Below are 24,375 nucleotides of genomic sequence, written 5' to 3'. Positions count from 1 at the left end.
AAAAAGGCCCCCGCCGCCCCTACCACCACCCACCCGTCAGGGTGAAGCCGGCGGATACAGCGAGCGCGGTAGCTGGGACGCCGCGGCCGAGTCCAGCAGCCACAGGGTGCGCGACCGGCCACGGGCCCCGGCCGCCGGGGCCTGGATCTCCCCCGCGCCGGACAACGCGATCGCAGCCGCCTGCGCCTTGTCCGAACCCGCCGCCAGCAACCACACCTCCCGCGCGGCCCGGATCGCGGGCAACGTGAGCGTGACCCGGGTCGGCGGCGGCTTGGGAGCACCGTGCACCCCCACCACCGACCGCTCCGTCTCACGCACGGCAGGCAACTCGGGGAAGAGCGACGCCACATGCGTGTCCGGACCGACGCCGAGCATCAGCACGTCGAAGGACGGAACCGGACCGTGGTTCTCCGGCCCGGCGGCCTCGGCGAGTTCGGCCGCGTAGGCCTCCGCCGCAGCGTCCGCGTCCTTGCCGTAGGGCCCGTCCGACGCGGGCATGGCGTGCACCCGCTTCGGATCGAGCGGCACCGAGTCGAGCAGCGCCTCCCGGGCCTGGGTGACATTGCGCTCGGGGTCACCCTCGGGGAGGAACCGCTCGTCGCCCCACCACAGTTCGAGCCGGCCCCAGTCGATGGCGTCCCGGGCGGGCGCGGCCGCGAGCGCCGCGAGGAGCCCGTTGCCGTTGCGGCCACCGGTCAGCACGACCGAGGCGTAACCGCGCGAGGCCTGGGCGTCCACGACCTTCGTGATGAGCCGGGCCGCGGCGGCCTGGGCCATCAGTTCCTTGTCCCGGTGAACCACCAGCTGGGGAGTAGTCATGGCGAGTCCGCCTTCTTGACCGGGGGCATCTGGGCCGGAGTCGGACGGCCGGTGTCGCCGTCACCCGCCGGGGAGGCGGGCAGAGCCGGCTCGGACGCCTTGGCCGGGGCCGCCGAAGCCGACGCCGCCGGGTCCGGCGCCTTCTGCCGGACCGGGAGGGACTCCGGGCCGCGAGCGGACGCCTCGGCCCGCTGCGTGGCCGACGGGATCCCGCCCAGCCGGTCCACCCCGAACCGCAGCGCGGACGCGTACGTGTCGTCGGGGTCGAGCCTGCGCAGTTCCTCCGCGAGCAGCTCGGACGTCTCACGCCGCTTGAGAGCCACCGCGCGGTCCGGCTGGCCGGGCAGCGCCAGCGTGGCCATCGCCCCGTCCGACCGGTGCAGCGTGATGGGGCCGACGGTCGTCTCCAGCCGCACCTGGGTCAGGCCGGGACCCGCGGAGACGGCCCGCCGGACGTGCACGTGGAGGCGGTCGGCGAGCCACATGGCGAGCAGCTCGACGCTCGGGTTGGACTCCTCGCCCGCCACCTCGACGGAGACGACCTCGCAGTCGACCTGGTCGAGGGCGGCGGCCAGCATCGAACGCCACGGGGTGACCCGGGCCCACGCCAGATCGGTGTCGCCCGGCTCGTAGCTCTCGGCCCGGGACCGCAGCTCGTGGACGGGCTTCTCGGCCGCGTAGCTGTCGGTGACCCGGCGCTGGCCCAGGGCGCCCAGCGGGTCGCCCGCCGGATCGCGCGGGGCGTCCACCGACCACCAGACCACCACCGGCGCGTCCGGCAGCAGCAGCGGCAGCACGACGGACTGAGCGTGGTCGGAGACCTCGCCGTACAGCCGCAGGACGACCGTCTCGCCGGTGCCCGCGTCCGCGCCCACCCGCACCTCGGCGTCCAGACGCGACTTCGTGCGGTCGCGGGGCGAACGCGAGACGCGCTTGATCACCACGAGCGTGCGCGAGGGGTGCTCGCGCGAGGCGTCGTTGGCGGCGCGCAGGGCGTCGTACGCGTTCTCCTCGTCGGTGACGATGACGAGGGTGAGGACCATGCCGACGGCGGGGGTGCCGATGGCCCGGCGGCCCCGGACCATCGCCTTGTTGATCTTGCTGGCCGTGGTGTCCGTGAGATCTATCTTCATGGGCGACGCCAGCTCCGTCCGTCTCGCTTGAGCATTTCGTCCGCCTCGACGGGCCCCCACGTACCGGACGGGTACTGCGCGGGCTTGCCGTGCTTGTCCCAGTACTCCTCGATCGGGTCGAGGATCTTCCAGGACAGCTCGACCTCCTCGGTGCGCGGGAAGAGGTTCGAGTCGCCGAGCAGGACGTCCAGGATCAGACGCTCGTACGCCTCCGGGCTGGACTCGGTGAACGACTCGCCGTACGCGAAGTCCATCGAGACGTCCCGGATCTCCATGGAGGTGCCCGGCACCTTGGAGCCGAAGCGGACCGTGATGCCCTCGTCGGGCTGGACGCGGATGACGATCGCGTTCTGGCCCAGCTCCTCCGTCGCCGTGTGGTCGAAGGGGGAGTGCGGGGCGCGCTGGAACACGACCGCGATCTCGGTGACGCGGCGGCCCAGGCGCTTGCCCGTACGGAGGTAGAACGGGACGCCCGCCCAGCGGCGGTTGTCCACCTCCACCTTGATCGCCGCGTAGGTGTCGGTCTTCGACTGGGGGTCGATGCCGTCTTCCTGGAGGTAGCCGACGGCCTTCTCGCCGCCCTGCCAGCCCTCGGCGTACTGCCCGCGGACCGTGTTCTCGCCCAGGTCCCGGGGCAGCTTCACCGCGCCGAGGACCTTGGTCTTCTCGGCGGCGAGCGCGTCCGCGTCGAAGGAGGCGGGCTCCTCCATGGCGGTGAGGGCCATCAGCTGGAGGAGGTGGTTCTGGATGACGTCACGGGCGGCGCCGATGCCGTCGTAGTAGCCGGCGCGCCCGCCGATGCCGATGTCCTCGGCCATCGTGATCTGCACGTGGTCCACGAAGGACCGGTTCCAGATCGGCTCGAACATCTGGTTGGCGAAGCGCAGCGCCAGGATGTTCTGGACGGTCTCCTTGCCCAGGTAGTGGTCGATACGGAAGACCTGATCGGGGGCGAAGACCTCCTCGACGGTCGTGTTGAGCTCCTCGGCCGACTTGAGGTCGTGGCCGAAGGGCTTCTCGATGACCGCGCGCCGCCAGGAACCGCTCGACTGGTCGGCGAGGCCGTGCTTCTTCAGCTGCCGGATGACCACCGGGAAGGCACCCGGCGGCACGGAGAGGTAGAAGGCGAAGTTGCCGCCCGTCCCCTGTGCCTTGTCCAGCTCGCCGATCGTCTCGCGCAGCCGCTCGAACGCGTCGTCGTCGTCGAAGGTGCCCTGGACGAAGCGCATCCCCTGGATGAGCTGCTGCCAGACCTCCTCACGGAACGGCGTACGGGCGTGTTCCTTGACGGCGTCGTGGACCTCCTGGGCGAAGTCCTCGTTCTGCCATTCACGGCGGGCGAAGCCGACGAGCGAGAAGCCCGGGGGCAGCAGACCACGGTTGGCAAGGTCATAAACGGCAGGCATGAGCTTTTTACGGGACAAATCGCCCGTGACCCCGAAGATGACGAGGCCCGACGGCCCCGCGATACGCGGGAGCCGTCGGTCCGCCGGGTCACGCAGCGGATTGCTGCTTGACAAGATTTCAGCCCTCCGAGGGGGCGAGGCGCGCGAGCTCTGCCTCGGTCGACTTGAGCAGGTCGTTCCAGGACGCCTCGAACTTCTCGACGCCCTCGTCCTCCAGGAGCTGGACCACGTCGTCGTACGAGATCCCGAGCTTCTCGACGGCGTCGAGCTCGGCGCGGGCCTGCTCGTACGTGCCGGCGATGGTGTTGCCGGTGATCTTTCCGTGGTCCTCGGCGGCGACCAGGGTCGCCTCCGGCATGGTGTTCACCGTGTTCGGCGCGACCAGGTCGTCGACGTACAGGGTGTCCTTGTATGCCTTGTCCTTGACGCCGGTCGAGGCCCACAGCGGACGCTGCTTGTTGGCCTGCGCCTTGTCGAGGGCGGCCCAGCGGTCCGAGGAGAAGACCTCCTCGTACGCCTCGTAGGCCAGTCGCGCGTTGGCGAGACCCGCCTTGCCGCGGGCGGCCTTGGCCTCGGGGGTGCCGAGGGCATCCAGCCGCTTGTCGATCTCGGTGTCCACGCGGGATACGAAGAACGACGCCACCGAGTGGATGCCGGCCAGGTCGATGCCCGCGGCCTTGGCCTTCTCCAGGCCCGCGAGGTAGGCGTCCATGACCTCGCGGTAGCGCTCCAGCGAGAAGATCAGCGTGACGTTGACGCTGATGCCCCGGGCGATCGTCTCGGTGATCGCGGGCAGGCCCGCCTTGGTCGCCGGGATCTTGATGAGCGTGTTGGGGCGGTCGACGAGCCAGGCCAGCTGCTTGGCCTCGGCGACGGTGGCCCGGGTGTTGTGCGCCAAGCGCGGGTCGACCTCGATGGAGACCCGGCCGTCCTGGCCCTGCGTGGCGTCGTACACCGGGCGCAGGATGTCGGCGGCGTCACGGACGTCCGCCGTCGTGATCATGCGGATGGCCTCCTCGACGGTGACCTTGCGGGCGGCGAGGTCGGCGAGCTGCTGGTCGTAGCCGTCGCCGCCGCTGATCGCCTTCTGGAAGATCGACGGGTTGGTGGTGACGCCCACGACGTGCTGCTGGTCGATCAGTTCGGCGAGGTTGCCGGACGTGATCCGCTTGCGCGACAGGTCGTCCAGCCAGATCGCGACGCCTTCCTCGGAGAGGCGCTTCAGTGCGTCTGTCATGGAAAATGCATCTCCTACGTGTCGTATGTCAGCGTCAGCGCTGGGCTGCGGCGATCGATTCCCGCGCTACGGCGGCCACGTTCTCGGCAGTGAACCCGAACTCCTGGAAGAGCACCTTGCCGTCGGCCGAAGCACCGAAGTGCTCCAGGGAAACGATGCGGCCGGCGTCCCCCACGTACTTGTGCCAGGTGAGACCGATACCGGCCTCGACCGCGACCCGTGCCTTCACGCTCGGCGGCAGGACGCTGTCCCGGTACCCCTGGTCCTGCTCCTCGAACCACTCCACGGAGGGCATGGACACGACCCTGGTCGGGGTGCCCGCGGCCTCCAGCTGCTCACGTGCGTCGACGGCCACGTGCACTTCGGAACCGGTCGCGATGAGAACGACCTCCGGGGTCCCGGTGGACGCCTCGAAGAGCACGTAACCACCCTTCGCCGCATCCTCGTTGGCCTCGTACGTCGGTACGCCCTGACGGGTCAGCGCGAGGCCGTGCGGGGCACCCTTGCCGAAGACCTTGGTGTAGCGCCGGAGGATCTCGCGCCAGGCGATCGTGGTCTCGTTGGCGTCCGCGGGACGGACGACGTTGAGGCCCGGAATGGCGCGCAGGGAGGCGAGGTGCTCGACCGGCTGGTGCGTCGGACCGTCCTCGCCGAGGCCGATGGAGTCGTGGGTCCACACGTACGTCACCGGCAGGTGCATCAGCGCGGACAGACGGACCGCGTTGCGCATGTAGTCGGAGAACACCAGGAAGGTGCCGCCGTAGATACGGGTGTTGCCGTGCAGCGCGATGCCGTTCATCTCCGCGGCCATCGAGTGCTCGCGGATACCGAAGTGGATTGTGCGCCCGTACGGGTTCGCCTCCGGCAGCGGGTTGTCCGCCGGGAGGAACGACGACGTCTTGTCGATCGTCGTGTTGTTCGAGCCCGCCAGGTCGGCCGAGCCGCCCCACAGCTCGGGGATGACCGCGCCGAGGGCCTGCAGAACCTTGCCGGAGGCCGCACGCGTGGCGACGCCCTTGCCCGCCTCGAAGACCGGGAGCTTCTCCTCCCAGCCGGTGGGCAGCTCGGTCGCGGCGATGCGGTCGAACTCCGCGGCACGCTCGGCGTTGCTGTTGCGCCACTCCTGGAACGACTTCTCCCACTCCGCCTTGGCCTGGCGGCCGCGCTCGCCCAGCGCGCGCGTGTGGGTGATGACCTCGTCCGAGACCTCGAAGGCCTTCTCCGGGTCGAAGCCCAGCACACGCTTGGTGGCCGCGACCTCGTCGTCGCCGAGCGCCGAGCCGTGCGCGGCCTCGGTGTTCTGCGCGTTCGGAGCGGGCCAGGCGATGATCGAGCGCATCGCGATGAACGACGGCCTGTCGGTCACCAGCTTCGCGGCCTCGATCGCGTCGTAGAGGGCGTGCGGGTCGAGGTCGCCGTCCGGCTTCGGCGCCACGCGCTGCACGTGCCAGCCGTACGCCTCGTACCGCTTGACCGTGTCCTCGGAGACCGCCGTCTCGGTGTCGCCCTCGATCGAGATGTGGTTGTCGTCCCACAGCAGGATCAGGTTGCCGAGCTGCTGGTGGCCGGCCATGGAGGACGCCTCCGCGGAGATGCCCTCCTGGAGGCAGCCGTCACCGGCGATCGCGTAGATGAAGTGGTCGAACGGGGAGGCACCGGGGGCCGCCTCCGGGTCGAACAGACCACGCTCGTAGCGGGCGGCCATGGCCATGCCCACCGCGTTGGCGACACCCTGGCCGAGCGGCCCGGTGGTGGTCTCGACGCCGGGGGTGTGCCCGTACTCCGGGTGGCCCGGCGTGCGGGAGCCCCACGTCCTGAAAGACTTCAGGTCGTCCAGCTCCAGACCGAAGCCGGCCAGGTAGAGCTGGGTGTAGAGGGTCAGGGACGAATGACCGGCTGACAGCACGAAGCGGTCGCGGCCGGTCCAGTCGGGGTCCGCCGGGTCGTGCCGCATCACCTTCTGAAAGAGGGTGTAGGCGGCGGGCGCCAGGCTCATCGCCGTACCCGGATGGCCGTTGCCGACCTTCTGTACGGCGTCGGCGGCCAGGATGCGGGCGGTGTCGACGGCCCGCTGGTCCAATTCGGTCCACTCGAGGTCTGTTGTGGTCGGCTTGGTGCTCACCCTGGGTCAGGGCTCCTCTCCACATGTTCCACATGTCGAATGCCGGTGCACGTCGCGCCCACCGGCTCGCTGTCGAGCCTACCCTCGTAGGAACGCGCATTTTTTCGAGTCATTCCAGACTGCCGGGACTCTCCCTCTTCCGCCTCCCGACCGGCGCGTTCCGTGTTCGGCAAGTGAATACGGAGCCGCTCATCCGACTGCTCAACGCAATGCCGATCAGTCCTGCGCGGAGGCCTTTCAACACGACCCGACCCCCGCGAAGGCCGGGGTCTGGGCAACGTCTACAGTGGCGTGGTACGCGCGAGCCTTTACCGGGAGTTCACACCTGGAGCTCGCTGAAATGTCTCTGTCAGGGGTGTGCGTGACGGCCGTTGAATCCCGTCCTGCGGGAGTGTTCGGTGGGAGCCAGGGCACGAAGCGGGGCACGAACCACCGGCCGTTCGGGGCCCGGGTCAAGGCGTTCGTCGCTCTCACCAAGCCGCGGATCATCGAGCTGCTGCTGATCACCACCGTTCCGGTGATGTTCCTCGCGCAGCAGGGTGTGCCCGATCTGAAGCTCGTGCTCCTCACCTGTGTCGGCGGCTACCTCTCGGCGGGCGGCGCCAACGCCCTGAACATGTACATCGACCGTGACATCGACGCGCTCATGGAGCGCACCGCACAGCGTCCACTGGTCACCGGCATGGTCAGCCCACGCGAGTGCCTCGCCTTCGGCATCACGCTCGCGATCGTCTCCACGCTGCTGTTCGGATTCGCCGTCAACTGGCTGTCCGCCTGGCTGTCGCTCGGAGCGCTCCTCTTCTACGTCGTCGTCTACACGATGATCCTCAAACGCCGTACCTCGCAGAACATCGTGTGGGGCGGTATCGCCGGCTGCCTTCCGGTGCTCATCGGCTGGTCGTCCGTCACGAACTCCATGTCGTGGGCGCCGATCATCCTCTTCCTCGTCATGTTCTTCTGGACGCCGCCGCACTACTGGCCGCTCTCCATGAAGGTCAAGGCGGACTACGCGCGCGTGGGCGTGCCGATGCTGCCCGTCATCGCCTCCAACAAGGTCGTCGCCCGGCAGATCGTCCTCTACAGCTGGGCCATGGTCGCCGTCTCCCTGCTCCTGACGCCGCTCGGTTACACGGGCTGGTTCTACACGGTCGTCGCCCTCGTGACCGGCGGCTTCTGGCTCTGGGAGGCCCACGGGCTGCAGACCCGGGCCAAGGACGGCGCCGTGGGCGCCAAGCTGAAGGAGATGCGGCTCTTCCACTGGTCCATCACTTACGTGTCGCTGCTGTTCGTGGCTGTGGCCGTGGACCCGTTCCTTCGCTGACGCCAGGCTGAGGGGGGCGCCCCGAAGGGGGCGCGGGGAACTGCGCGAGCAACCACCAACGCACCCGCACGCGGCCACGCGCCCGAGAATGAACGGCGAGTGGCCAACCCCACGCACCACCCCCGTCGCCGATGGATCTACCCGTCGGTAGCATCCAGGTATGGCAGACACCCAGCAGGTTGACGAGGGCGCCGGCGCGAAGCAGGACGCCAAGGCCGAGCGCCGGGCGGCGAAGCTCGCCAAGCAGATCTCCTCCTTCGCGCAGGCCCATGGCGGCGCCGAGGGACAGATCGCGTACCTCGGCCAGAAGGGCGCCCGGATCGTCCTGGTCGGCGAGGACGGCGGCTGGGGCGACCTCGTGGCCCCCACCTTCGCCATCGCGGAACAGGCCGTGAAGAAGTCCGGCATCACCACCCACGAGGACTTCGACGGCGAGTTCGCCAACAAGGTCAAGACAGGCCCGTACGAGTGGACCCGAATGGCAGGAATCCAACTCGGCGGCCCAAGCAACACCTGACCCCGGCCCCTGCGCCCCAAAGGGGCGCGGGGAACTGCGCGCTCAGCCACGACGCACCGGCAGCGTAAGAACAACCGGCACCCACCCGAACCCACCCGCCAAACCCGCGGAGCGCTTCGCACGGAGTGTGGCCGCCCAACACCTGACACCCGGTTCACCCGTTAGGCCCTTTAATAAAGGCAGGGCCCATTCGCGGGGAGTCCGGATGATCGAAACGCCGTCGCTGGTGGATCAGTACTGCCACGGCGTGCTGCGGACGGAGCTGGGTCTCGGCACCTTCGAGGCCCACCTGGCCCGGGGCGAGGGCCCGCCCGCGGCAGGGACCACGTTCTTCGACACACAGACCGGTTTCGCCGTACGGCGCTGGTGTCCGCCCCTGCTCGGGCTCGAACCCCACTGTCCGCCCGCCCGCTACCTCGCCCGACGCCGGGAACTCGGCGTCCTGGAGGCGGGGCGCAGGCTGCTGCGGGGGAGCGGGATCACGACCTATCTGGTCGACACCGGTCTGCCGGGCGATCTGACGGGGCCCGGCGAGATGGCCTCCACGGGGGCCGCGCGCGCCCACGAGATCGTCCGTCTGGAGCCGCTCGCCGAGCAGGTCGCCGACACCTCGGGAACCGTCGAGTCGTTCCTCGCCAACCTCGCCGAGTCGGTGCACGGGGCGGCCGCGAACGCCGTGGCCTTCACCTCGGTGGCGGGCTTACGGCACGGGCTGGCGCTCGTGCCCGAACCGCCCGGGCCGGGCGAGGTGCGCGGCGCGGCGGGGCGGTGGCTGGCCGGGCGCCGGGTGGGCGGCGAACTGAGCGATCCGGTGCTGCTCAGGCATCTCCTGTGGATCGCGGTCGCCTCCGGTCTGCCGCTCCAACTGCACGCGGGGCTCGGCGAGCCAGGCCTGCGCATCGACCGCAACGACCCGGTCCTGCTCACCGACTTCGCCCGCGCGACGGCCGGCCTCGGCACGGACCTGGTCCTGCTGCACGGCTACCCCTACCACCGCCACGCGGCGCATCTCGCCGGGGTCTTCCCGCATGTGTACGCCGATCTGGGCGCCGCCCTCGTCCGTACCGGGGCCCGCGCGTCCGCCGTCCTCTCCGAGATCCTGGAGCTGGCCCCCTTCGGCAAGCTCCTCTTCTCCAGCGGCGCACATGGTCTGCCCGAACTTCATGTGGTCGGAGCACGTCTCTTCCGCGAGGCGCTCGCCAAGGTGCTCGGTACCTGGGTGGCCGAGGGCGCCTGGTCGCTGGCCGACGCGCAGCGGGTGGCGGGGCTGATCGCGGCGGGCAACGCGCGACGGGTGTACGGGGTGGAGTGAGACGGGTGTACGGGGTGGAGCGAGCTGTACAGACTGTGCGTATGACACGCAGCGACGCGACCGACCGGCTCCTGGACCGCTTCCGCACCGAACTGCGCGATCTGGCCCCCGTCGCCGTGTGGGCCCATGGCTCGCTCGGCGGGGGCGACTACCGGGAGGGCATCAGCGACCTGGATCTGATCGTGGTCCTGGACGGCCCGATCAAGGCGCGGACGCTCTGGAAGGTGGCCCGGCTGCACGCCCGCCTCCGTGCCGAACCGCTCGTAGCCAAGCTGCACTGCAGCTATCTGACGCGCGACACGGTCGACGGCGCGGAGCGGCGGCACCTCACGTGGGCGCATCAGCAACTCTTCAAACGGACGGTCACACCGGTGACCCGGCGCGAGCTGCACACCTTCGGCCTGGTCCTGGAGGGGGAGCCGCCCGGGACTCTGCTGCCGCCGGTGACGGACGACGAGCTGGCCGAGTTCGTCGTACGGGACCAGCGGGACTTCTGGCGCCGGCAGGTGGACCGGACCGACAACTGGACGCAGGACGTCTGGGTGGATCTGGGGCTCGTCACCTACGCCCGTGCCACGGTCACGCTGAAGGACGGGCGGCTGATCACCAAGCGGGAAGCCCTCGACCTGCTGCCCGGTCTCGGCGCGCCCGCCGAGCTGGTCGCGGACGTCAGGCGTCGGCGGTACGAGGAACCCGGGGCACCGGTACAGGAGTGGACGGACCGCAGAGCGGAGCTGACCCGCGGCTACCTCGGCCCGGCGATCGACCGCCTGGTGGCCACGTACGAATGACTTGCGCGTCCCTCACGCGCGCGTGAGCGACGACTGCGTCGACTGGGCGGGCAGGTCCGCCACGACCTCCGGCCGTTCCCGCAGTGCCAGCAGGACGCGGAGCGTGGCGATCCACACCAGGCAGGAGCCGAACATGTGGAGGCCGACCAGGACCTCCGGAAGGTCGGTGAAGTACTGGACGTACCCGATGCCGCCCTGGGCGAGGAGCACCAGGAAGAGGTCGCGGGTGCGGTGCAGGGGCCCCTTGGGCGCGTCGACGGCCCTCAGGACGAACCACAGGGCGAAGGTCAGCGTCACCACGATCCAGGCCAGTACGGCATGCAGCTTGGTGACGTTCTCCCAGTTCAGCGGGATGCGCTCGACCTCGCTGGAGTCGCCCGCGTGTGGGCCCGCGCCGGTGACGACCGTACCCACCGCGATCAGCAGGACGGTGGCGGCGACGAGGATCCACGCCATCTGCTGCACCGGCCTGCCGACCAGCGGGCGCGGGGCGTCGTCGCCCTCGCGGGTGCGCTGCCACATCACCGTGGCGACGGCGATCAGGGCGGTGGAGAGCAGGAAGTGGGCGGCGACCGTGTACGGGTTGAGGCCCACCAGGACGACCACGCCGCCGAGGACCGCGTTGCCCATGACGACCCAGAACTGCGCCCAGCCGAGCCGGGTGAGGCTGCGCCGGTGGGGCTTCTGCGAGCGCGCGGCGATGATCGCCCAGCCGACCGCGGCACACAGGACGTACGTCAGCATGCGATTGCCGAACTCGATGACGCCGTGCACGCCCATCGCGCTCGTGGTGGTGAGCGAGTCGTCGGTGCACTTGGGCCAGGTCGGGCAGCCGAGGCCCGAGCCGGTCAGCCGGACCGCGCCTCCGGTCACCACGATCAGTACCGCCATGACGAGCGCGGCGAGGGCGGCGCGCTGGACCGTCCTGGGCGACGGGGTCCAGCGTTCGGCGATGAAGGCGAGCGGGTTGCGCACGGCTTGGGCGGCATCGGCTCGGGTCACGTTCGGCACGGGCTCCATCGTAGGGGTCCGCTTGTGCACGCTTTCACGAGCCCCCTCCCCTCGTCGGCCGCCACCCATCGCCCGAGCCATCGCCCGCTCACTCCCAGCGGAAGAACTTCCCGGCGGCGGCGAGGCCCACGACCGCCCAAACGGCGAGGATCCCGAGGTTCCCCCAGGGCATCCCGGCCCCGTGCTGGAGCACGTCCCGCAGGCCCTCCGACAGCGCCGAGATCGGCAGCAGGCCCAGCAGGTCCTGGGCCGCGTCCGGGAACTTGTCCAGCGGGACGATGACCCCGCCGCCCACGAGCAGCAGCAGGAAGACCAGGTTCGCGGCGGCCAGCGTGGCCTCCGCCTTCAGCGTGCCCGCCATCAGCAGACCGAGGCCCGAGAAGGCCGCCGTACCCAGGAGCAGGAGCAGCAGCACGGGGAGCGGGTTGCCCTCCGGTGACCAGCCGAGCGCCAGGGCGATCACCGTCACGAGGAGCACCTGGAGGACCTCGGTGACCAGGACGGAGAGGGTCTTGGCCGTCATCAGCCCCCAGCGGGGCAGCGGCGAGGCGGCGAGCCGCTTCAGCACGCCGTACCGCCGCTCGAAGCCCGTGGCGATCGCCTGGCCCGTGAACGCCGTCGACATCACGGCGAGCGCGAGAATGCCGGGCGCGAGGAAGTCGACCGCCTTTCCCTCGCCCGTGTCGACGATGTCCACCGCGCTGAACAGCACCAGCAGCAGCGTCGGGATGATCACCGTCAGGAGCAGCTGCTCGCCGTTGCGCAGCAGCATCCTCGTCTCCAGCGCCGCCTGCGCCGCGATCATGCGGGGGAGCGGGGCGGCTCCCGGCCGCGGCGCGTACATGCCCGTGCCTTCACCTGGGCCCTCGCCGGTGGTCCGGGCGTCCGTTCCCGCGGTCATCCGCGCAGCTCCTTACCGGTGAGCTCCAAGAAGACGTCCTCCAGGGTGTGCCGCTCGACCGAGATCTTCTCCGGCATCACCCCGTGCTGGGCGCACCAGGTGGTGACGGTCGCGAGCAGCTGTGGGTCGACCTTGCCGCCCACGCGGTACGAGCCCGGCGTCAGCTCGGCCGCCGTGCAGTCCGCCGGGAGGGCCTTGAGGAGGGAGGCCACGTCGAGGCCGGGGCGGCCGGAGAAGCGCAGGGTGTTCTCGGCGCCGCCGCGGCACAGCTCCTCGGGGGTGCCCTTCGCCATGACCCGGCCCGCGTCGATGATCGCCACGTCGTCGGCCAGTTGCTCGGCCTCGTCCATGTAGTGCGTGGTGAGAACGACCGAGGCGCCGTCGGCGCGCAGATCGCGTACGAGGTCCCAGGTGGCCCGGCGGGCCTGCGGGTCGAGACCCGCGGTCGGCTCGTCCAGGAAGACCAGTTCGGGGCGGCCGACCACGGCCATGGCGAGCGCGAGGCGCTGCTGCTGGCCGCCGGAGAGCCGCCGGTACGTCGTGCGGCCGCAGCTGCCGAGGCCCAGGCGCTCCATGAGCGTGTCCACGTCCAGCGGGTGTGCGTGCAGCCTGGCCACGTGGCGGAGCATCTCGTCGGCGCGGGCACCGGAGTAGACACCGCCGGACTGGAGCATCACGCCGATGCGGGGGCGCAGCGCGGAGGCCTCGCGCACCGGGTCGAGGCCCAGCACCCGGACGGTCCCCGAGTCCGGCCTGCGGTACCCCTCGCAGGTCTCGACGGTGGTCGTCTTGCCGGCGCCGTTCGGCCCGAGGACGGCGGTGATGCCCGCCCGGGCCACCAGATCCAGGCCGTCCACCGCGGTTTTCCTGCCGTACCGCTTCACCAGGCCATCGACCTGGACGACGGTCTCACTACGCATGGGCGGCCTCACTTCGCATGAGTGCCAAGTCTAGGGACGGCCGAGCGGGGCACGGAGGGCGGGTCGAGTCACGAGCGGCGTGAGGCGGGCGCGTCATCGGTGACCCACTCCTCGCGCGAACGGTGTGTCTCCAGCCACCGCTCCGCGTACGCCACCGCGTCGGCCAAGGGGAACAGCCGGGTGTCCGCCGCGCCCACCGGACCCCGTACGACGGGACGGTCCCGTTCGAAGTCGGCGCCCAGTTCGTCGAACCGCTCCGAGCTGATCGAGACCTCCGTCACGACCTCCCAGCGGGATCCTTCGGGCGTACGGACCGGCCGTCCCACCTCGACACGCGGGGAGGGGATCCGGTATTCGGCGAGGTGGAAGCCGGTGCAGGAGTCGTAGCCCGCGCCGAGCAGCAGGACGCGGGCGTCCATGGCCTCCAGGCGGGCCAGCGGGCTGAGCTCGCCGAGGCGGCAGTCCGGGGCGTGGTCCTCGACGATCTTCGCCGCGCGCGGCCCGATCGCCGCGAACGAGGTCTGCGGGTGCGCGCTGCGCAGGGCGCCCGGCCAGGTGCGTACGGTCTCCGGGACCACGCCCACCCCTCGTGTGGGCGTAACGAGCGGGTCGTATCCCGGCATCGTGGCGCGGATGGTCTCCCACCACGTCTCGGGGACGGGCGGGCTGGTCCACAGGGCCGGGTCGGAGAGGCCGCCGGACTGGGTGGGGACCACGAGTGTGCCGTCCGGACCGAGCGCGTCGAGCAGTCCCTCGACGACGGCGACCGGGCCACCGTTGACCCATCCGAGGGAGCGGAGCGACGAGTGCGCGAGCACGATCTCGCCGGGGCGTACGCCGAGCGCGCGCAGGTCCGCCGCGAGGGTGGCGCGGGTGACGAGAGGGCCGGTCGGAGGGGGTGTCGGCATGGTTGGGGAGTCTCCCCGACAAGCCCGAGCCCTGCCACCGAATTGATCGATCAAAGATCATTCCCGCAGGTCAGATTAGGTTTACCTAAGTGATGCACCGCACCCCTCGTGGCGTGGACGCGGCTTGTCAGTCTCTGAGGAATTACGCAACAATGGCGTTGTGAAAAACGTTGGCGAGGCTCCGCAGGAGGAACTCGCGACCGGTGAGCGCTCCACGCGCAACCGCGTCGCGCGGTCCATCCTGGACCACGGCCCGTCGACCGTGACCGACCTCGCGGGACGGCTGGGTCTCACCCCGGCCGCCGTGCGACGGCACCTGGACGCGCTCGTCTCGGACGACGTGGTGGAGGCCCGCGAGCAGCGGGTCTACGGCGCTCGTACGCGCGGGCGGCCCGCCAAGGTGTTCGCCCTGACCGACTGCGGCCGGGACGCCTTCGACCAGTCCTACGACAAGCTCGCCGCCGACGCCCTGCGCTGGATCGCCGAGCGCGAGGGCGGGGACGAGGCCGTCGTGGCCTTCGCCCGCGCCCGGATGGCGGCCCAGGCCGAGACGTACCGCAAGGCCGTCGAGGCCGCCGCGCCCGAAAAGCGCGCCGAAGCCCTGGCCAAGGCCCTGAGCGCGGACGGGTACGCTGCTACGGCGCGCAGCGCACCGGTCGGCGAGCAGCTCTGCCAGCACCACTGCCCGGTCGCCCATGTCGCCGAACAGTTCCCGCAACTCTGCGAGGCGGAGACAGAGATCTTCTCCCAGCTGCTCGGCACGCATGTCCAGCGGCTGGCCACCATCGCCCACGGCGACGGTGTCTGCACCACATTCATCCCAAAGATTTCCAAGCACGATTTTCACGGCCATGACGCATCTGCAAGTACCGCCGGGAGGAACCCCGCATGACACTCCCCATTGAGGAGACTGCCCACCCCGAGCTCGAGGGTCTGGGTACGTACGAATACGGCTGGGCCGACTCCGACGTGGCCGGTGCCTCTGCCAAGCGCGGCATCAACGAGGACGTCGTCCGGGACATCTCCGCGAAGAAGAACGAGCCGGAGTGGATGACCAAGCTCCGCCTCAAGGGCCTGCGCCTCTTCGAGAAGAAGCCCATGCCGAACTGGGGCTCGGACCTGTCGGGCATCGACTTCGACAACATCAAGTACTTCGTGCGCTCCACGGAGAAGCAGGCGGAGTCCTGGGAGGACCTGCCCGAGGACATCAAGAACACGTACGACAAGCTCGGCATCCCCGAGGCGGAGAAGCAGCGCCTCGTCGCCGGTGTCGCGGCACAGTACGAGTCCGAGGTCGTCTACCACCAGATCCGTGAGGACCTGGAAGAGCAGGGCGTCATCTTCCTGGACACCGACACCGCGCTGAAGGAGCACCCGGAGCTCTTCAAGGAGTACTTCGGCACGGTCATCCCGGTCGGCGACAACAAGTTCGCGTCGCTGAACACCGCGGTGTGGTCCGGCGGCTCCTTCATCTACGTGCCGAAGGGCGTGCACGTCGAGATCCCGCTCCAGGCCTACTTCCGTATCAACACGGAGAACATGGGCCAGTTCGAGCGGACGCTGATCATCGTCGACGAGGACGCCTACGTCCACTACGTCGAGGGCTGCACGGCGCCGATCTACAAGAGCGACTCTCTGCACAGCGCGGTCGTCGAGATCATCGTGAAGAAGGGCGCCCGCTGCCGCTACACGACCATCCAGAACTGGTCGAACAACGTCTACAACCTGGTCACCAAGCGCGCCGTGGCCTACGAGGGCGCGACCATGGAGTGGGTCGACGGCAACATCGGCTCCAAGGTCACCATGAAGTACCCGGCCGTCTACCTGATGGGCGAGCACGCCAAGGGCGAGACCCTGTCCATCGCCTTCGCGGGCGAGGGCCAGCACCAGGACGCCGGCTCCAAGATGGTCCACATGGCGCCGAACACCTCCTCCAACATCGTGTCGAAGTCCGTGGCACGCGGTGGCGGCCGTACGTCCTACCGCGGTCTCGTCGAGATCGGCGAGGGCGCACACGGCTCCAAGTCGAACGTGCTCTGCGACGCGCTGCTGGTCGACACCATCTCCCGCTCCGACACGTACCCGTACGTGGACGTCCGCGAGGACGACGTGTCCATGGGCCACGAGGCCACCGTCTCCAAGGTCAGTGACGACCAGCTCTTCTACCTGATGAGCCGCGGCATGACCGAGTTCGAGGCGATGGCGATGATCGTGCGCGGCTTCGTCGAGCCCATCGCGAAGGAGCTGCCCATGGAGTACGCCCTTGAGCTCAACCGGCTGATCGAGCTGCAGATGGAGGGCGCGGTCGGCTGACGCACCCTTGCGTCCAGGCAGCAGGCGGCGCGTCTTGAGGGACGAGCCGAGGATCGTAATAGAAAGCGAGCACTACGACAGCCATGGCTGAGGCTCAGAACTCCACGGTGGGGTCCTCCACCACCGCCGGATCGATCGCGGTGGCCGCCGAGTCGACCGTCGCCACGCGCATGAGCGCGCCCCCGTCCTTCGACGTGGCGGACTTCCCGGTCCCCCACGGCCGCGAGGAGGAGTGGCGGTTCACCCCGCTGGAGCGCCTGCGCGGGCTGCACGACGGCACCGCGGTCGCGACCGGCGTCGGCGTGAAGGTCGCCATCGACGCGCCCGAGGGCGTCAGGGTAGAGACCGTCGGCCGTGACGACGCCCGGCTCGGCAGGGCGGGCACCCCGGTGGACCGCGTCGCCGCCCAGGCGTACTCGGCCTTCGAGCAGGCCGGTGTGATCACCGTCCCCAAGGAGACGGTCCTCACCGAGCCGATCCGCATCGCCGTGCACGGCGAGGGCGGCGTCGCCTACGGCCACCAGGTCGTGGAGCTCGAAGCCTTCGCCGAGGCCGTCGTCGTCATCGACCACACCGGTGACGCCGTGCTCGCCGCCAACGTCGACTACGTCCTCGGTGACGGCGCCAGGCTGACCGTCGTCTCCGTCCAGGACTGGGACGACAAGGCGGTCCACGTCGGCCAGCACAACGCGCTGATCGGCCGGGACGCCACCTTCAAGTCCTTCGTGGTCACCTTCGGCGGCGACCTCGTACGCCTCCACCCGCGGGTCGCCTACGCGGGCACCGGCGGCGAGGCCGAGCTGTTCGGCCTGTACTTCACGGACGCCGGCCAGCACCAGGAGCACCGCCTCCTGGTCGACCACAACGCCCCGCACTGCAAGTCGAACGTGGCCTACAAGGGCGCGCTCCAGGGCGACGGCGCCCACGCGGTGTGGATCGGCGACGTCCTCATCGAGGCCACGGCCGAGGGCACGGACACGTACGAGATGAACCGGAACCTGGTTCTGACCGACGGCGCCCGTGTCGACTCCGTGCCGAACCTGGAGATCGAGACCGGCGAGATCGTCGGCGCCGGACACGCCTCGGCGACCGGCCGCTTCGACGACGAGCAGCTCTTCTACCTGATGGCCCGCGGCATCCCGGCCGACGAGGCCCGCCGTCTGGTGGTCCGCGGCTTCTTCGCCGAACTGGTCCAGCAGATCCGGGTCGCCGACATCCAGGAGCGCCTTCTCGCCAGGATCGACGAGGAGCTGGAGGCGTCCGTCTGATGACTGCCTCGTCGACGTTCGTACGCGCCTGTGGGCTGGGCGAGCTGGAGGACGACACCCCCAAGAGGGTGGAGCTCGACGGCACGCCGGTCTCGGTCGTGAAGACCGAGGGGGAGGTGTTCGCGATCAACGACATCTGCTCGCACGCGAACGTCTCGCTCTCCGAGGGCGAGGTGGAGGACTGTCAGATCGAGTGCTGGCTGCACGGCTCCGCGTTCGACCTCCGCACCGGCAAACCGTCCGGCCTGCCCGCGACGCGCCCCGTCCCCGTATACCCCGTAAAGATCGAAGGGGACGACGTGCTCGTCTCCCTCACCCAGGAGTCCTGAGGAACCCATGGCAACGCTTGAAATCCACGACCTGCACGTCACCGTCGAGGCCGACAACGCCACGAAGGAGATCCTCAAGGGCGTCGACCTCACCGTGAAGCAGGGCGAGACGCACGCCATCATGGGCCCGAACGGCTCCGGCAAGTCGACGCTCGCCTACTCGCTCGCGGGCCACCCCAAGTACACGATCACCGGCGGCACCGTCACCCTCGACGGCGAGGACGTCCTGGAGATGTCCGTCGACGAGCGCGCCCGCGCCGGCCTGTTCCTCGCGATGCAGTACCCGGTCGAGGTCCCCGGCGTCTCGGTCTCCAACTTCCTCCGTACGTCCGCCACCGCGATCCGCGGCGAGGCCCCCAAGCTGCGCACCTGGGTGAAGGAGGTCAAGGAGGCCATGGAGCGCCTCAACATGGACCCGGCCTTCGCCGAGCGCAACGTGAACGAGGGCTTCTCCGGCGGCGAGAAGAAGCGCCACGAGATCCTTCAGCTGGAGCTCCTCAAGCCGAAGATCGCGATCCTCGACGAGACCGACTCCGGCCTGGACGTCGACGCCCTGCGCGTCGTCTCCGAGGGCGTCAACCGGGTCCGCGAGTCCGGCGAGGTCGGCACCCTGCTGATCACGCACTACACGCGCATCCTGCGCTACATCAAGCCCGACCACGTGCACGTGTTCGCGAACGGCCGCATCGCCGAGTCCGGCGGCGCGGAGCTCGCCGACCAGCTCGAGGCCGAGGGCTACGACAAGTACGTGAAGGGTGGCGCATCCGCGTGACATTGCTGCCGGGCCTCCTCGACACAGAGGCGATCCGCAAGGACTTCCCCATCCTGGACCGCACGGTCCACGACGGTCAGAAGCTCGTGTACCTGGACAACGCGGCGACCTCGCAGAAGCCGCGCCAGGTACTGGACGCCCTGAACGAGTACTACGAGCGCTACAACGCCAACGTCCACCGCGGTGTGCATGTGCTCGCGGAGGAGGCCACGGCGCTGTACGAGGGCTCGCGCGACAAGGTCGCCGCGTTCATCAACGCGCCGAGCCGCGACGAGGTGATCTTCACGAAGAACGCCTCCGAGTCGCTCAACCTCGTGGCCAACATGCTCGGCTGGGCCGACGAGCCCTACCGCGTGGACCACGAGACCGAGATCGTCATCACGGAGATGGAGCACCACTCCAACATCGTGCCGTGGCAGCTGCTGGCGCAGCGCACGGGCGCGAAGCTGAAGTGGTTCGGCCTCACCGACGACGGCCGGCTCGACCTGTCCAACATCGACGAGATCATCACCGAGAAGACGAAGATCGTCTCCTTCGTGCTGGTGTCGAACATCCTGGGCACGGTCAACCCGGTCGAGGCGATAGTGCGCCGCGCCCAGGAGGTCGGCGCGCTGGTCTGCATCGACGCCTCGCAGGCCGCCCCGCACATGCCGATGGACGTACAGGCGCTGCAGGCCGACTTCGTGGCCTTCACCGGCCACAAGATGTGCGGCCCGACCGGCATCGGCGTCCTCTGGGGCCGTCAGGAGCTCCTTGAGGACCTGCCTCCGTTCCTCGGCGGCGGCGAGATGATCGAGACCGTGTCGATGCACTCGTCGACGTACGCTCCCGCCCCGCACAAGTTCGAGGCGGGCACCCCGCCGATCGCGCAGGCGGTCGGTCTGGGTGCGGCGATCGACTATCTCTCCGCGATCGGCATGGACAAGATCCTCGCCCATGAGCACGCGCTCACCGAGTACGCGGTGAAGAGGCTCGGCGAGGTGCCGGACCTGCGGATCATCGGCCCGACGACGGCCGAGGACCGTGGCGCCGCGATCTCGTTCACGCTGGGCGACATCCACCCGCACGACGTGGGCCAGGTTCTCGACGAGCAGGGCATCGCGGTGCGCGTGGGTCACCACTGCGCACGGCCCGTCTGCCTGCGGTACGGAATTCCTGCGACCACACGAGCGTCGTTCTATCTGTACTCCACGCCGACCGAGATCGACGCTCTGGTCGACGGCCTGGAGCACGTACGGAACTTCTTCGGCTGAGGAGCTGGCTGAGTCGTGAGGCTTGATTCGATGTACCAGGAAGTCATCCTGGACCACTACAAGCACCCCCACGGGCGCGGTCTTCGAGATGGCGACGCCGAGGTGCACCACGTCAACCCGACGTGCGGCGACGAGATCACGCTGCGCGTGAAGTACGACGGCACGAAGATCAGCGACGTCTCGTACGAGGGCCAGGGCTGCTCCATCAGCCAGGCCTCGGCCTCCGTGCTGAACGAGCTGCTCGTCGGCAAGGACCTGGCCGCGGCGCAGAAGATCCAGGAGACCTTCCTGGAGCTGATGCAGTCCAAGGGCCGTATCGAGCCGGACGACGCGATGGAGGAGATCCTCGAGGACGCGGTCGCGTTCGCCGGGGTCTCCAAGTACCCGGCCCGCGTGAAGTGCGCGTTGCTGAGCTGGATGGCCTGGAAGGACGCGACGGCCCAGGCCCTGGGCGAGGCCGACGCCGAAAGGAAGACCGCATGAGCGAGACCATCGAGATGAAACCGGCCTCCGAGGAAGAAGTCCGCGAGGCCCTGTACGACGTCGTCGACCCCGAACTGGGCATCGACGTCGTCAACCTCGGGCTGATCTACGGCATCCACATCGACGACGCGAACATCGCGACGATCGACATGACCCTGACGTCGGCGGCCTGTCCGCTCACCGACGTCATCGAGGACCAGGCCAAGTCCGCCACGGACGGCCTCGTGAACGAGCTCCGCATCAACTGGGTGTGGATGCCGCCGTGGGGCCCCGACAAGATCACGGACGACGGCCGTGACCAGCTGCGGGCGCTGGGCTTCAACGTCTGATTCCGAGTCGTACGCGTGCGGCCCCCGGCATGATGCCGGGGGCCGCGTTCGTCTGTCGTCCGGGGCGGAGCCGGGGTCGGGCCGGCCCCGGCTGCCGGGGCGTGGCTCAGCCCAGGCCCTTCACGAGCCTGAACGCCGAGTCCGCCCGGTAGAGGTCGTTGTCCTCGCGCCAGTCCAGTTGGATCTGGAAGTTGCGGTGGCGCAGGAAGCGGCCGCGGTTGTTGTACGACTCCAGCATGACGGCGCCGGAGTAGGACGACGGGCGGGGGCAGAAGGTGGCGTCCTGCTTGAAGTACTCGGAGCCGTCGTGGCGGTCGGCGCGGAGACGGAACTGGGAGTGGCGCAGATAGCGGTTGTCGCCCAGCGAGAAGGAGACGCAGCTGGAGTCGGCGATGCCGGGGACGAGCTTGAAGGTGGCCTCTTCCCTGCTCCGGGACGAGTCGTTCCCGTGCCGGGACGAGTCGCGGGAACCCACCCGGTCGAGTTGCACCGAGTCGTGGGCGACGCGCCAGTAGCGGTCGGGGTAGTTGACCGCCTGGATGGACTTCTTCGAGGACTTGGGCTTGGACGCGGGAGGTTTGGCGGAGGCGGACTTGGACGGCCGCGGGCTCGAGTCCGGCTTCGTGCCGCCCTGCTGCTGGGTCTCGGGCGAGGCGGAACCGTCCGCGACGGCCTTGGAGGAATCGGGGGCGGCGAGGCCGCTCTTCCCGCTGGGCGCCGTGGCGGGGGGCGGGCTGGGTATGAGCGGCTCGTTCGCCGAGGAGGTGCTGTTCTTCGTCTTCTCCTTCGCCGAGGTGTCCGGGTCGTCGGCGAGCACGACGACGGCTGTGAAGGTGGAGGCGAGAACCGCCACGAGGAGTGCTCCCGCAAGCCAGAGCCTGCGGGTTCCGGGTACGCGGGACTCGTCCAGGGTTTCGCCGGTCTCCCACACCTTCGAGGGGCGGGCGGACGGGTCGGGAGCGGACCCGGGATTTCTTTCAGGCATGCGAGGTTCCCCCAGCGTCGCCCGAGGCGGACGCGGATCGGTCATGTGGGTCGTGGCACAAGAGGAGGCGTGGGCCGCGGACACGCGTGACGGCTGTGGCCGGGGGATCCGCGTGCGCGACGAGGGGAACATTAGTAGAACTTGTGGTCGCCGCGTAACGTTTCTGAGAGCGGTTTCCGCCGGGAACGCCGGTGGTTCGGCGGCCAGTTGACGGTGATCGTCGGGTCCGGGAGGCAGGGAAGAGGCAGTTCAAGACATAAGGATTCGAGATCAGAGGCCCCGAGAGGGACGATCCCGGCGCCCGGGACGGGGAGTCCGGGCGCCGGGCCGCCGGCTCTCCGGGCGGAGGCGGAGGTTCCTTTCAGGGGTCAACCCGTTATGAAAGAGATCGCCTATCGCGTCGCGAAGGCCGACAGGAGGGTGGCGATCCGTTCGCGGGTTCCCCCGTTCTGGACCGGGGCCGCCGTGAGTACGTCCAGGTGCTGGTAGCCGGGCAGGACCACGGGGTTCTTGTCCGCGGGGATGTGGTCCGCGAGGATGCCGTCGCCCGCGACGAAGGTGATCGTGGGGTTCGCGGTCAGACCGCCGGGGTGCGCCATGTTCCGGGCGATCCGCGCGTCGTCGACCAGGGAGAGGTCGGTGACCAGCTTCGTCGGGAAGTAGTCCTCGGTGAAGTCCAGCGGCTGTTCGGAGAGGCTGCGGGCCAGCTCCCCGATGTCCGAGACCTCCTTGGCGGCCGTCGTGAACGGCGTGCCGTCGGCCGAGCGGTGCACCGGGTCGTCCGGCGCGCCGATCCGGTCGAAGTTCCGCCAGGTGTAGAGCGGGCCGGCCGGCTGGTCCGGGATCGCCTTCAGCTCCGTACCGAACAGGGCCGGTGAGCCCTGGACGTCGTTCGAGACCGGGAAGTTCTTGTCCACCAGGCGGCCGCCGTCGAAGAGGCCCACGCTGGTCTGGATGAAGGACAGCGGGGCCGAGTTGTCGTCCATGAAGGCGCCCAGGACCGCCGCGTTGGTGAGCCGGAAGTCGCGGATCGTGGGTTTGCCCGACAGGAAGACGGCCGCGTCCTTGGAGAACATCGTGCGGGACGTCGTCTCGATGTTGGCGTTCGACGGGAGGTCGTCCTGGAGCGTGGACCGGGCGTCGGGTGCGGTGCGCGCGGCGAGGCCGCTGATCGCGAGGACGTTCATGATCTCGGGGTTGATCACCGCGGGGAGCGCGAGGAAGCGGGGCAGGACACCGCTGCGCAGACCGGCCTGTACGACGGTGTAGCCGAGGCCCGTCTCCGGGACCGTTCCCTTGGGCAGCAGGCCGCCGTTGAGGGTGCCCGAACTGCCGTTCAGGTCATCGAGGTTGGTGGCGATGGTCGTGTCCAGGGCGAAGTAGCCCGCGCACTGGTTGAAGCCCGCGTCCGCCGTCGTCGCGGGGTTGCCGTCGAAGTCCCAGGTGGCGAAGACACCGGTGAGGACACCGCCGAGGGAGTGCCCGCCGCACATCACCTTCTCCTTGCGCAGCTTCTGGTCGGGCAGCTCGGCGGACAGTAGGTCGTACTGGTCACGGACCGTGCGCTCCAGGCCGACCTCGGCGAGCCAGCCCGTCTGATCGCTCGTCAGGAACCCGTCGAAGGAGCGTCCGTCGACCTTCTCGCCCTCGTAGTAGTAGCCAACGGCCTTTGCGGTGCTGCCCGTTGAGATCCCGGCGTTGTCCTCAAGGCAGTTGGAGCGCCGGTCCAGGGCCCAGAACTCGATGTGCTCGCCCTTCTCGGCCGCCGCCCTCACCGTGTTGCGGGCCACGCTGTCGAAGGCGCCCGCGCCCTCCAGGATGCCGGGCTGGGCGACCAGGATCCGGTCCGCGTCGGCGGACTTCGACGGTCCCTGGGAGGAGCGGTAGCGCAGATACGACAGCCGGTCGCAGCGCTCCGGGTGGCTGCCGGCCGAGGCGGGCAGCGGGATCCGTACGGAGACCACGGTCTCGGTGATGCCTGGGACCGGGGAGGCCGAGGCCACCGGGGTCTCGGTGCGCGCGGCCTCCGCGCCGGCCGGTGCTCCGTCCGCCGAGGACGTCACGCTGAGCGCGGCCGCGCCGAGCGCTCCGGCGGTCAGGGCGCGCAGCCACCGGCCGCGGGGGCGGGGGATTCCTGTGCTCATGGTCTCTCCATCGGGACGACGGCGGGTGCGGGCTGCCGAACAGTAACCAGCGGTAACTCCCGTGTGCCATAAGGAAAATGAGCGAACGAGCACGGTCCGCC

23 protein-coding genes are annotated in these 24,375 nt (G+C 69.6%); 12 read left to right on the top strand and 11 right to left on the bottom strand.

Annotated elements, in window-relative coordinates; translation table 11 throughout:
* Positions 1 to 36 precede the first annotated feature (36 nt).
* Genes pgl through tkt form a run of 5 tightly spaced genes read right to left on the bottom strand, consistent with a single transcriptional unit; the run spans position 37 to position 6,717 of the window.
* The gene (gene pgl / locus ACIBEI_RS48190) at positions 37 to 819 is read right to left on the bottom strand and encodes a 6-phosphogluconolactonase (RefSeq protein ID WP_398897742.1); all 783 of its coding nucleotides are present in this window, start codon (positions 817 to 819) and stop codon (positions 37 to 39) included.
* The gene (gene opcA, locus ACIBEI_RS48185) at positions 816 to 1,952 is read right to left on the bottom strand and encodes a glucose-6-phosphate dehydrogenase assembly protein OpcA (RefSeq protein ID WP_398897740.1); all 1,137 of its coding nucleotides are present in this window, start codon (positions 1,950 to 1,952) and stop codon (positions 816 to 818) included. The genes pgl and opcA overlap by 4 nt, the downstream gene beginning before the upstream one ends.
* Positions 1,949 to 3,472, bottom strand: a complete 1,524-nt coding sequence (gene zwf, locus ACIBEI_RS48180) for a glucose-6-phosphate dehydrogenase (protein ID WP_398897738.1) — start codon at positions 3,470 to 3,472, stop codon at positions 1,949 to 1,951. The genes opcA and zwf overlap by 4 nt, the downstream gene beginning before the upstream one ends.
* Positions 3,473 to 3,476: 4 nt before the next feature.
* Positions 3,477 to 4,595 (bottom strand): transaldolase, encoded by a 1,119-nt coding sequence (gene tal, locus ACIBEI_RS48175; RefSeq protein WP_398897737.1) that lies wholly within the window; start codon positions 4,593 to 4,595, stop codon positions 3,477 to 3,479.
* Positions 4,596 to 4,629: 34 nt separating this feature from the next.
* Positions 4,630 to 6,717: a transketolase gene (gene tkt / locus ACIBEI_RS48170; RefSeq protein ID WP_398897736.1), complete on the bottom strand. Its 2,088-nt coding sequence runs from the start codon at positions 6,715 to 6,717 to the stop codon at positions 4,630 to 4,632.
* A 355-nt stretch (positions 6,718 to 7,072) separates the two neighbouring features.
* Between tkt and ACIBEI_RS48165 the strand changes: the two genes are divergently transcribed.
* From ACIBEI_RS48165 to ACIBEI_RS48150, 4 genes are all read left to right on the top strand, one after another.
* Entirely contained in the window at positions 7,073 to 8,038 is a 966-nt protein-coding gene (locus ACIBEI_RS48165) for a heme o synthase (protein WP_398897748.1), read from the top strand.
* 160 nt (positions 8,039 to 8,198) lie between these two features.
* Entirely contained in the window at positions 8,199 to 8,555 is a 357-nt protein-coding gene (locus tag ACIBEI_RS48160) for a hypothetical protein (RefSeq protein ID WP_398897734.1), read from the top strand.
* A 205-nt stretch (positions 8,556 to 8,760) separates the two neighbouring features.
* Entirely contained in the window at positions 8,761 to 9,867 is a 1,107-nt protein-coding gene (locus tag ACIBEI_RS48155; protein WP_398897733.1) for an amidohydrolase family protein, read from the top strand.
* A gap of 41 nt (positions 9,868 to 9,908) precedes the next feature.
* The gene (locus tag ACIBEI_RS48150) at positions 9,909 to 10,658 is read left to right on the top strand and encodes a nucleotidyltransferase domain-containing protein (RefSeq protein WP_398897731.1); all 750 of its coding nucleotides are present in this window, start codon (positions 9,909 to 9,911) and stop codon (positions 10,656 to 10,658) included.
* Between the two features lie 12 nt (positions 10,659 to 10,670).
* Here the strand turns inward: ACIBEI_RS48150 and ACIBEI_RS48145 are convergent, their stop codons facing one another.
* The 4 genes from ACIBEI_RS48145 to ACIBEI_RS48130 form a co-directional block, all read right to left on the bottom strand.
* Positions 10,671 to 11,678: a heme A synthase gene (locus tag ACIBEI_RS48145; protein ID WP_398897729.1), complete on the bottom strand. Its 1,008-nt coding sequence runs from the start codon at positions 11,676 to 11,678 to the stop codon at positions 10,671 to 10,673.
* Positions 11,679 to 11,757: 79 nt separating this feature from the next.
* The gene (locus tag ACIBEI_RS48140; protein ID WP_398897728.1) at positions 11,758 to 12,570 is read right to left on the bottom strand and encodes an ABC transporter permease; all 813 of its coding nucleotides are present in this window, start codon (positions 12,568 to 12,570) and stop codon (positions 11,758 to 11,760) included.
* Positions 12,567 to 13,490 (bottom strand): ABC transporter ATP-binding protein, encoded by a 924-nt coding sequence (locus tag ACIBEI_RS48135; RefSeq protein ID WP_398897727.1) that lies wholly within the window; start codon positions 13,488 to 13,490, stop codon positions 12,567 to 12,569. Before ACIBEI_RS48135 ends, ACIBEI_RS48140 begins: the two co-directional genes overlap by 4 nt.
* A gap of 68 nt (positions 13,491 to 13,558) precedes the next feature.
* Complete coding sequence (locus ACIBEI_RS48130; RefSeq protein WP_398897725.1) at positions 13,559 to 14,398, bottom strand: aminoglycoside N(3)-acetyltransferase; 840 nt, start codon at positions 14,396 to 14,398, stop codon at positions 13,559 to 13,561.
* Positions 14,399 to 14,558: 160 nt separating this feature from the next.
* Between ACIBEI_RS48130 and ACIBEI_RS48125 the strand changes: the two genes are divergently transcribed.
* The 8 genes from ACIBEI_RS48125 (at position 14,559) to ACIBEI_RS48090 (ending at position 21,145) form a co-directional block, all read left to right on the top strand.
* On the top strand, positions 14,559 to 15,290 hold the full coding sequence (locus ACIBEI_RS48125; RefSeq protein WP_398897723.1) for a helix-turn-helix transcriptional regulator: 732 nt from the start codon (positions 14,559 to 14,561) through the stop codon (positions 15,288 to 15,290).
* Complete coding sequence (gene sufB, locus ACIBEI_RS48120; RefSeq protein WP_398897721.1) at positions 15,287 to 16,711, top strand: Fe-S cluster assembly protein SufB; 1,425 nt, start codon at positions 15,287 to 15,289, stop codon at positions 16,709 to 16,711. Before ACIBEI_RS48125 ends, sufB begins: the two co-directional genes overlap by 4 nt.
* Positions 16,712 to 16,794: 83 nt before the next feature.
* Positions 16,795 to 17,979, top strand: a complete 1,185-nt coding sequence (gene sufD, locus ACIBEI_RS48115; protein WP_398897719.1) for a Fe-S cluster assembly protein SufD — start codon at positions 16,795 to 16,797, stop codon at positions 17,977 to 17,979.
* Positions 17,979 to 18,308: a non-heme iron oxygenase ferredoxin subunit gene (locus ACIBEI_RS48110; RefSeq protein ID WP_055610943.1), complete on the top strand. Its 330-nt coding sequence runs from the start codon at positions 17,979 to 17,981 to the stop codon at positions 18,306 to 18,308. The genes sufD and ACIBEI_RS48110 overlap by 1 nt, the downstream gene beginning before the upstream one ends.
* A 7-nt stretch (positions 18,309 to 18,315) precedes the next feature.
* Positions 18,316 to 19,080 carry a Fe-S cluster assembly ATPase SufC gene (gene sufC / locus ACIBEI_RS48105; protein WP_189840492.1) on the top strand — a complete coding sequence of 255 codons (765 nt, stop codon included), beginning with the start codon at positions 18,316 to 18,318 and terminating at the stop codon, positions 19,078 to 19,080.
* Entirely contained in the window at positions 19,077 to 20,333 is a 1,257-nt protein-coding gene (locus tag ACIBEI_RS48100) for a cysteine desulfurase (RefSeq protein ID WP_398897718.1), read from the top strand. Before sufC ends, ACIBEI_RS48100 begins: the two co-directional genes overlap by 4 nt.
* Before the next feature lie 15 nt (positions 20,334 to 20,348).
* Positions 20,349 to 20,816 (top strand): Fe-S cluster assembly sulfur transfer protein SufU, encoded by a 468-nt coding sequence (sufU, locus tag ACIBEI_RS48095; protein WP_055610946.1) that lies wholly within the window; start codon positions 20,349 to 20,351, stop codon positions 20,814 to 20,816.
* On the top strand, positions 20,813 to 21,145 hold the full coding sequence (locus tag ACIBEI_RS48090) for a metal-sulfur cluster assembly factor (protein ID WP_055610947.1): 333 nt from the start codon (positions 20,813 to 20,815) through the stop codon (positions 21,143 to 21,145). Before sufU ends, ACIBEI_RS48090 begins: the two co-directional genes overlap by 4 nt.
* Before the next feature lie 106 nt (positions 21,146 to 21,251).
* Here ACIBEI_RS48090 and ACIBEI_RS48085 read toward each other — a convergent pair whose 3' ends face one another.
* Both ACIBEI_RS48085 and ACIBEI_RS48080 read right to left on the bottom strand, forming a co-directional pair.
* Positions 21,252 to 22,130: an AbfB domain-containing protein gene (locus ACIBEI_RS48085; RefSeq protein ID WP_398897717.1), complete on the bottom strand. Its 879-nt coding sequence runs from the start codon at positions 22,128 to 22,130 to the stop codon at positions 21,252 to 21,254.
* A 392-nt stretch (positions 22,131 to 22,522) separates the two neighbouring features.
* Positions 22,523 to 24,274 (bottom strand): hypothetical protein, encoded by a 1,752-nt coding sequence (locus ACIBEI_RS48080; RefSeq protein ID WP_398897716.1) that lies wholly within the window; start codon positions 24,272 to 24,274, stop codon positions 22,523 to 22,525.
* Positions 24,275 to 24,375: the final 101 nt, after the last annotated feature.

This window comes from Streptomyces sp. NPDC050988 (assembly GCF_044456225.1).
In the GTDB taxonomy this organism is placed as follows: Bacteria; Actinomycetota; Actinomycetes; order Streptomycetales; family Streptomycetaceae; genus Streptomyces.
Note: the sequence above shows the minus strand (reverse complement) of the source record. Positions and strands in the feature narration are given on the sequence as shown.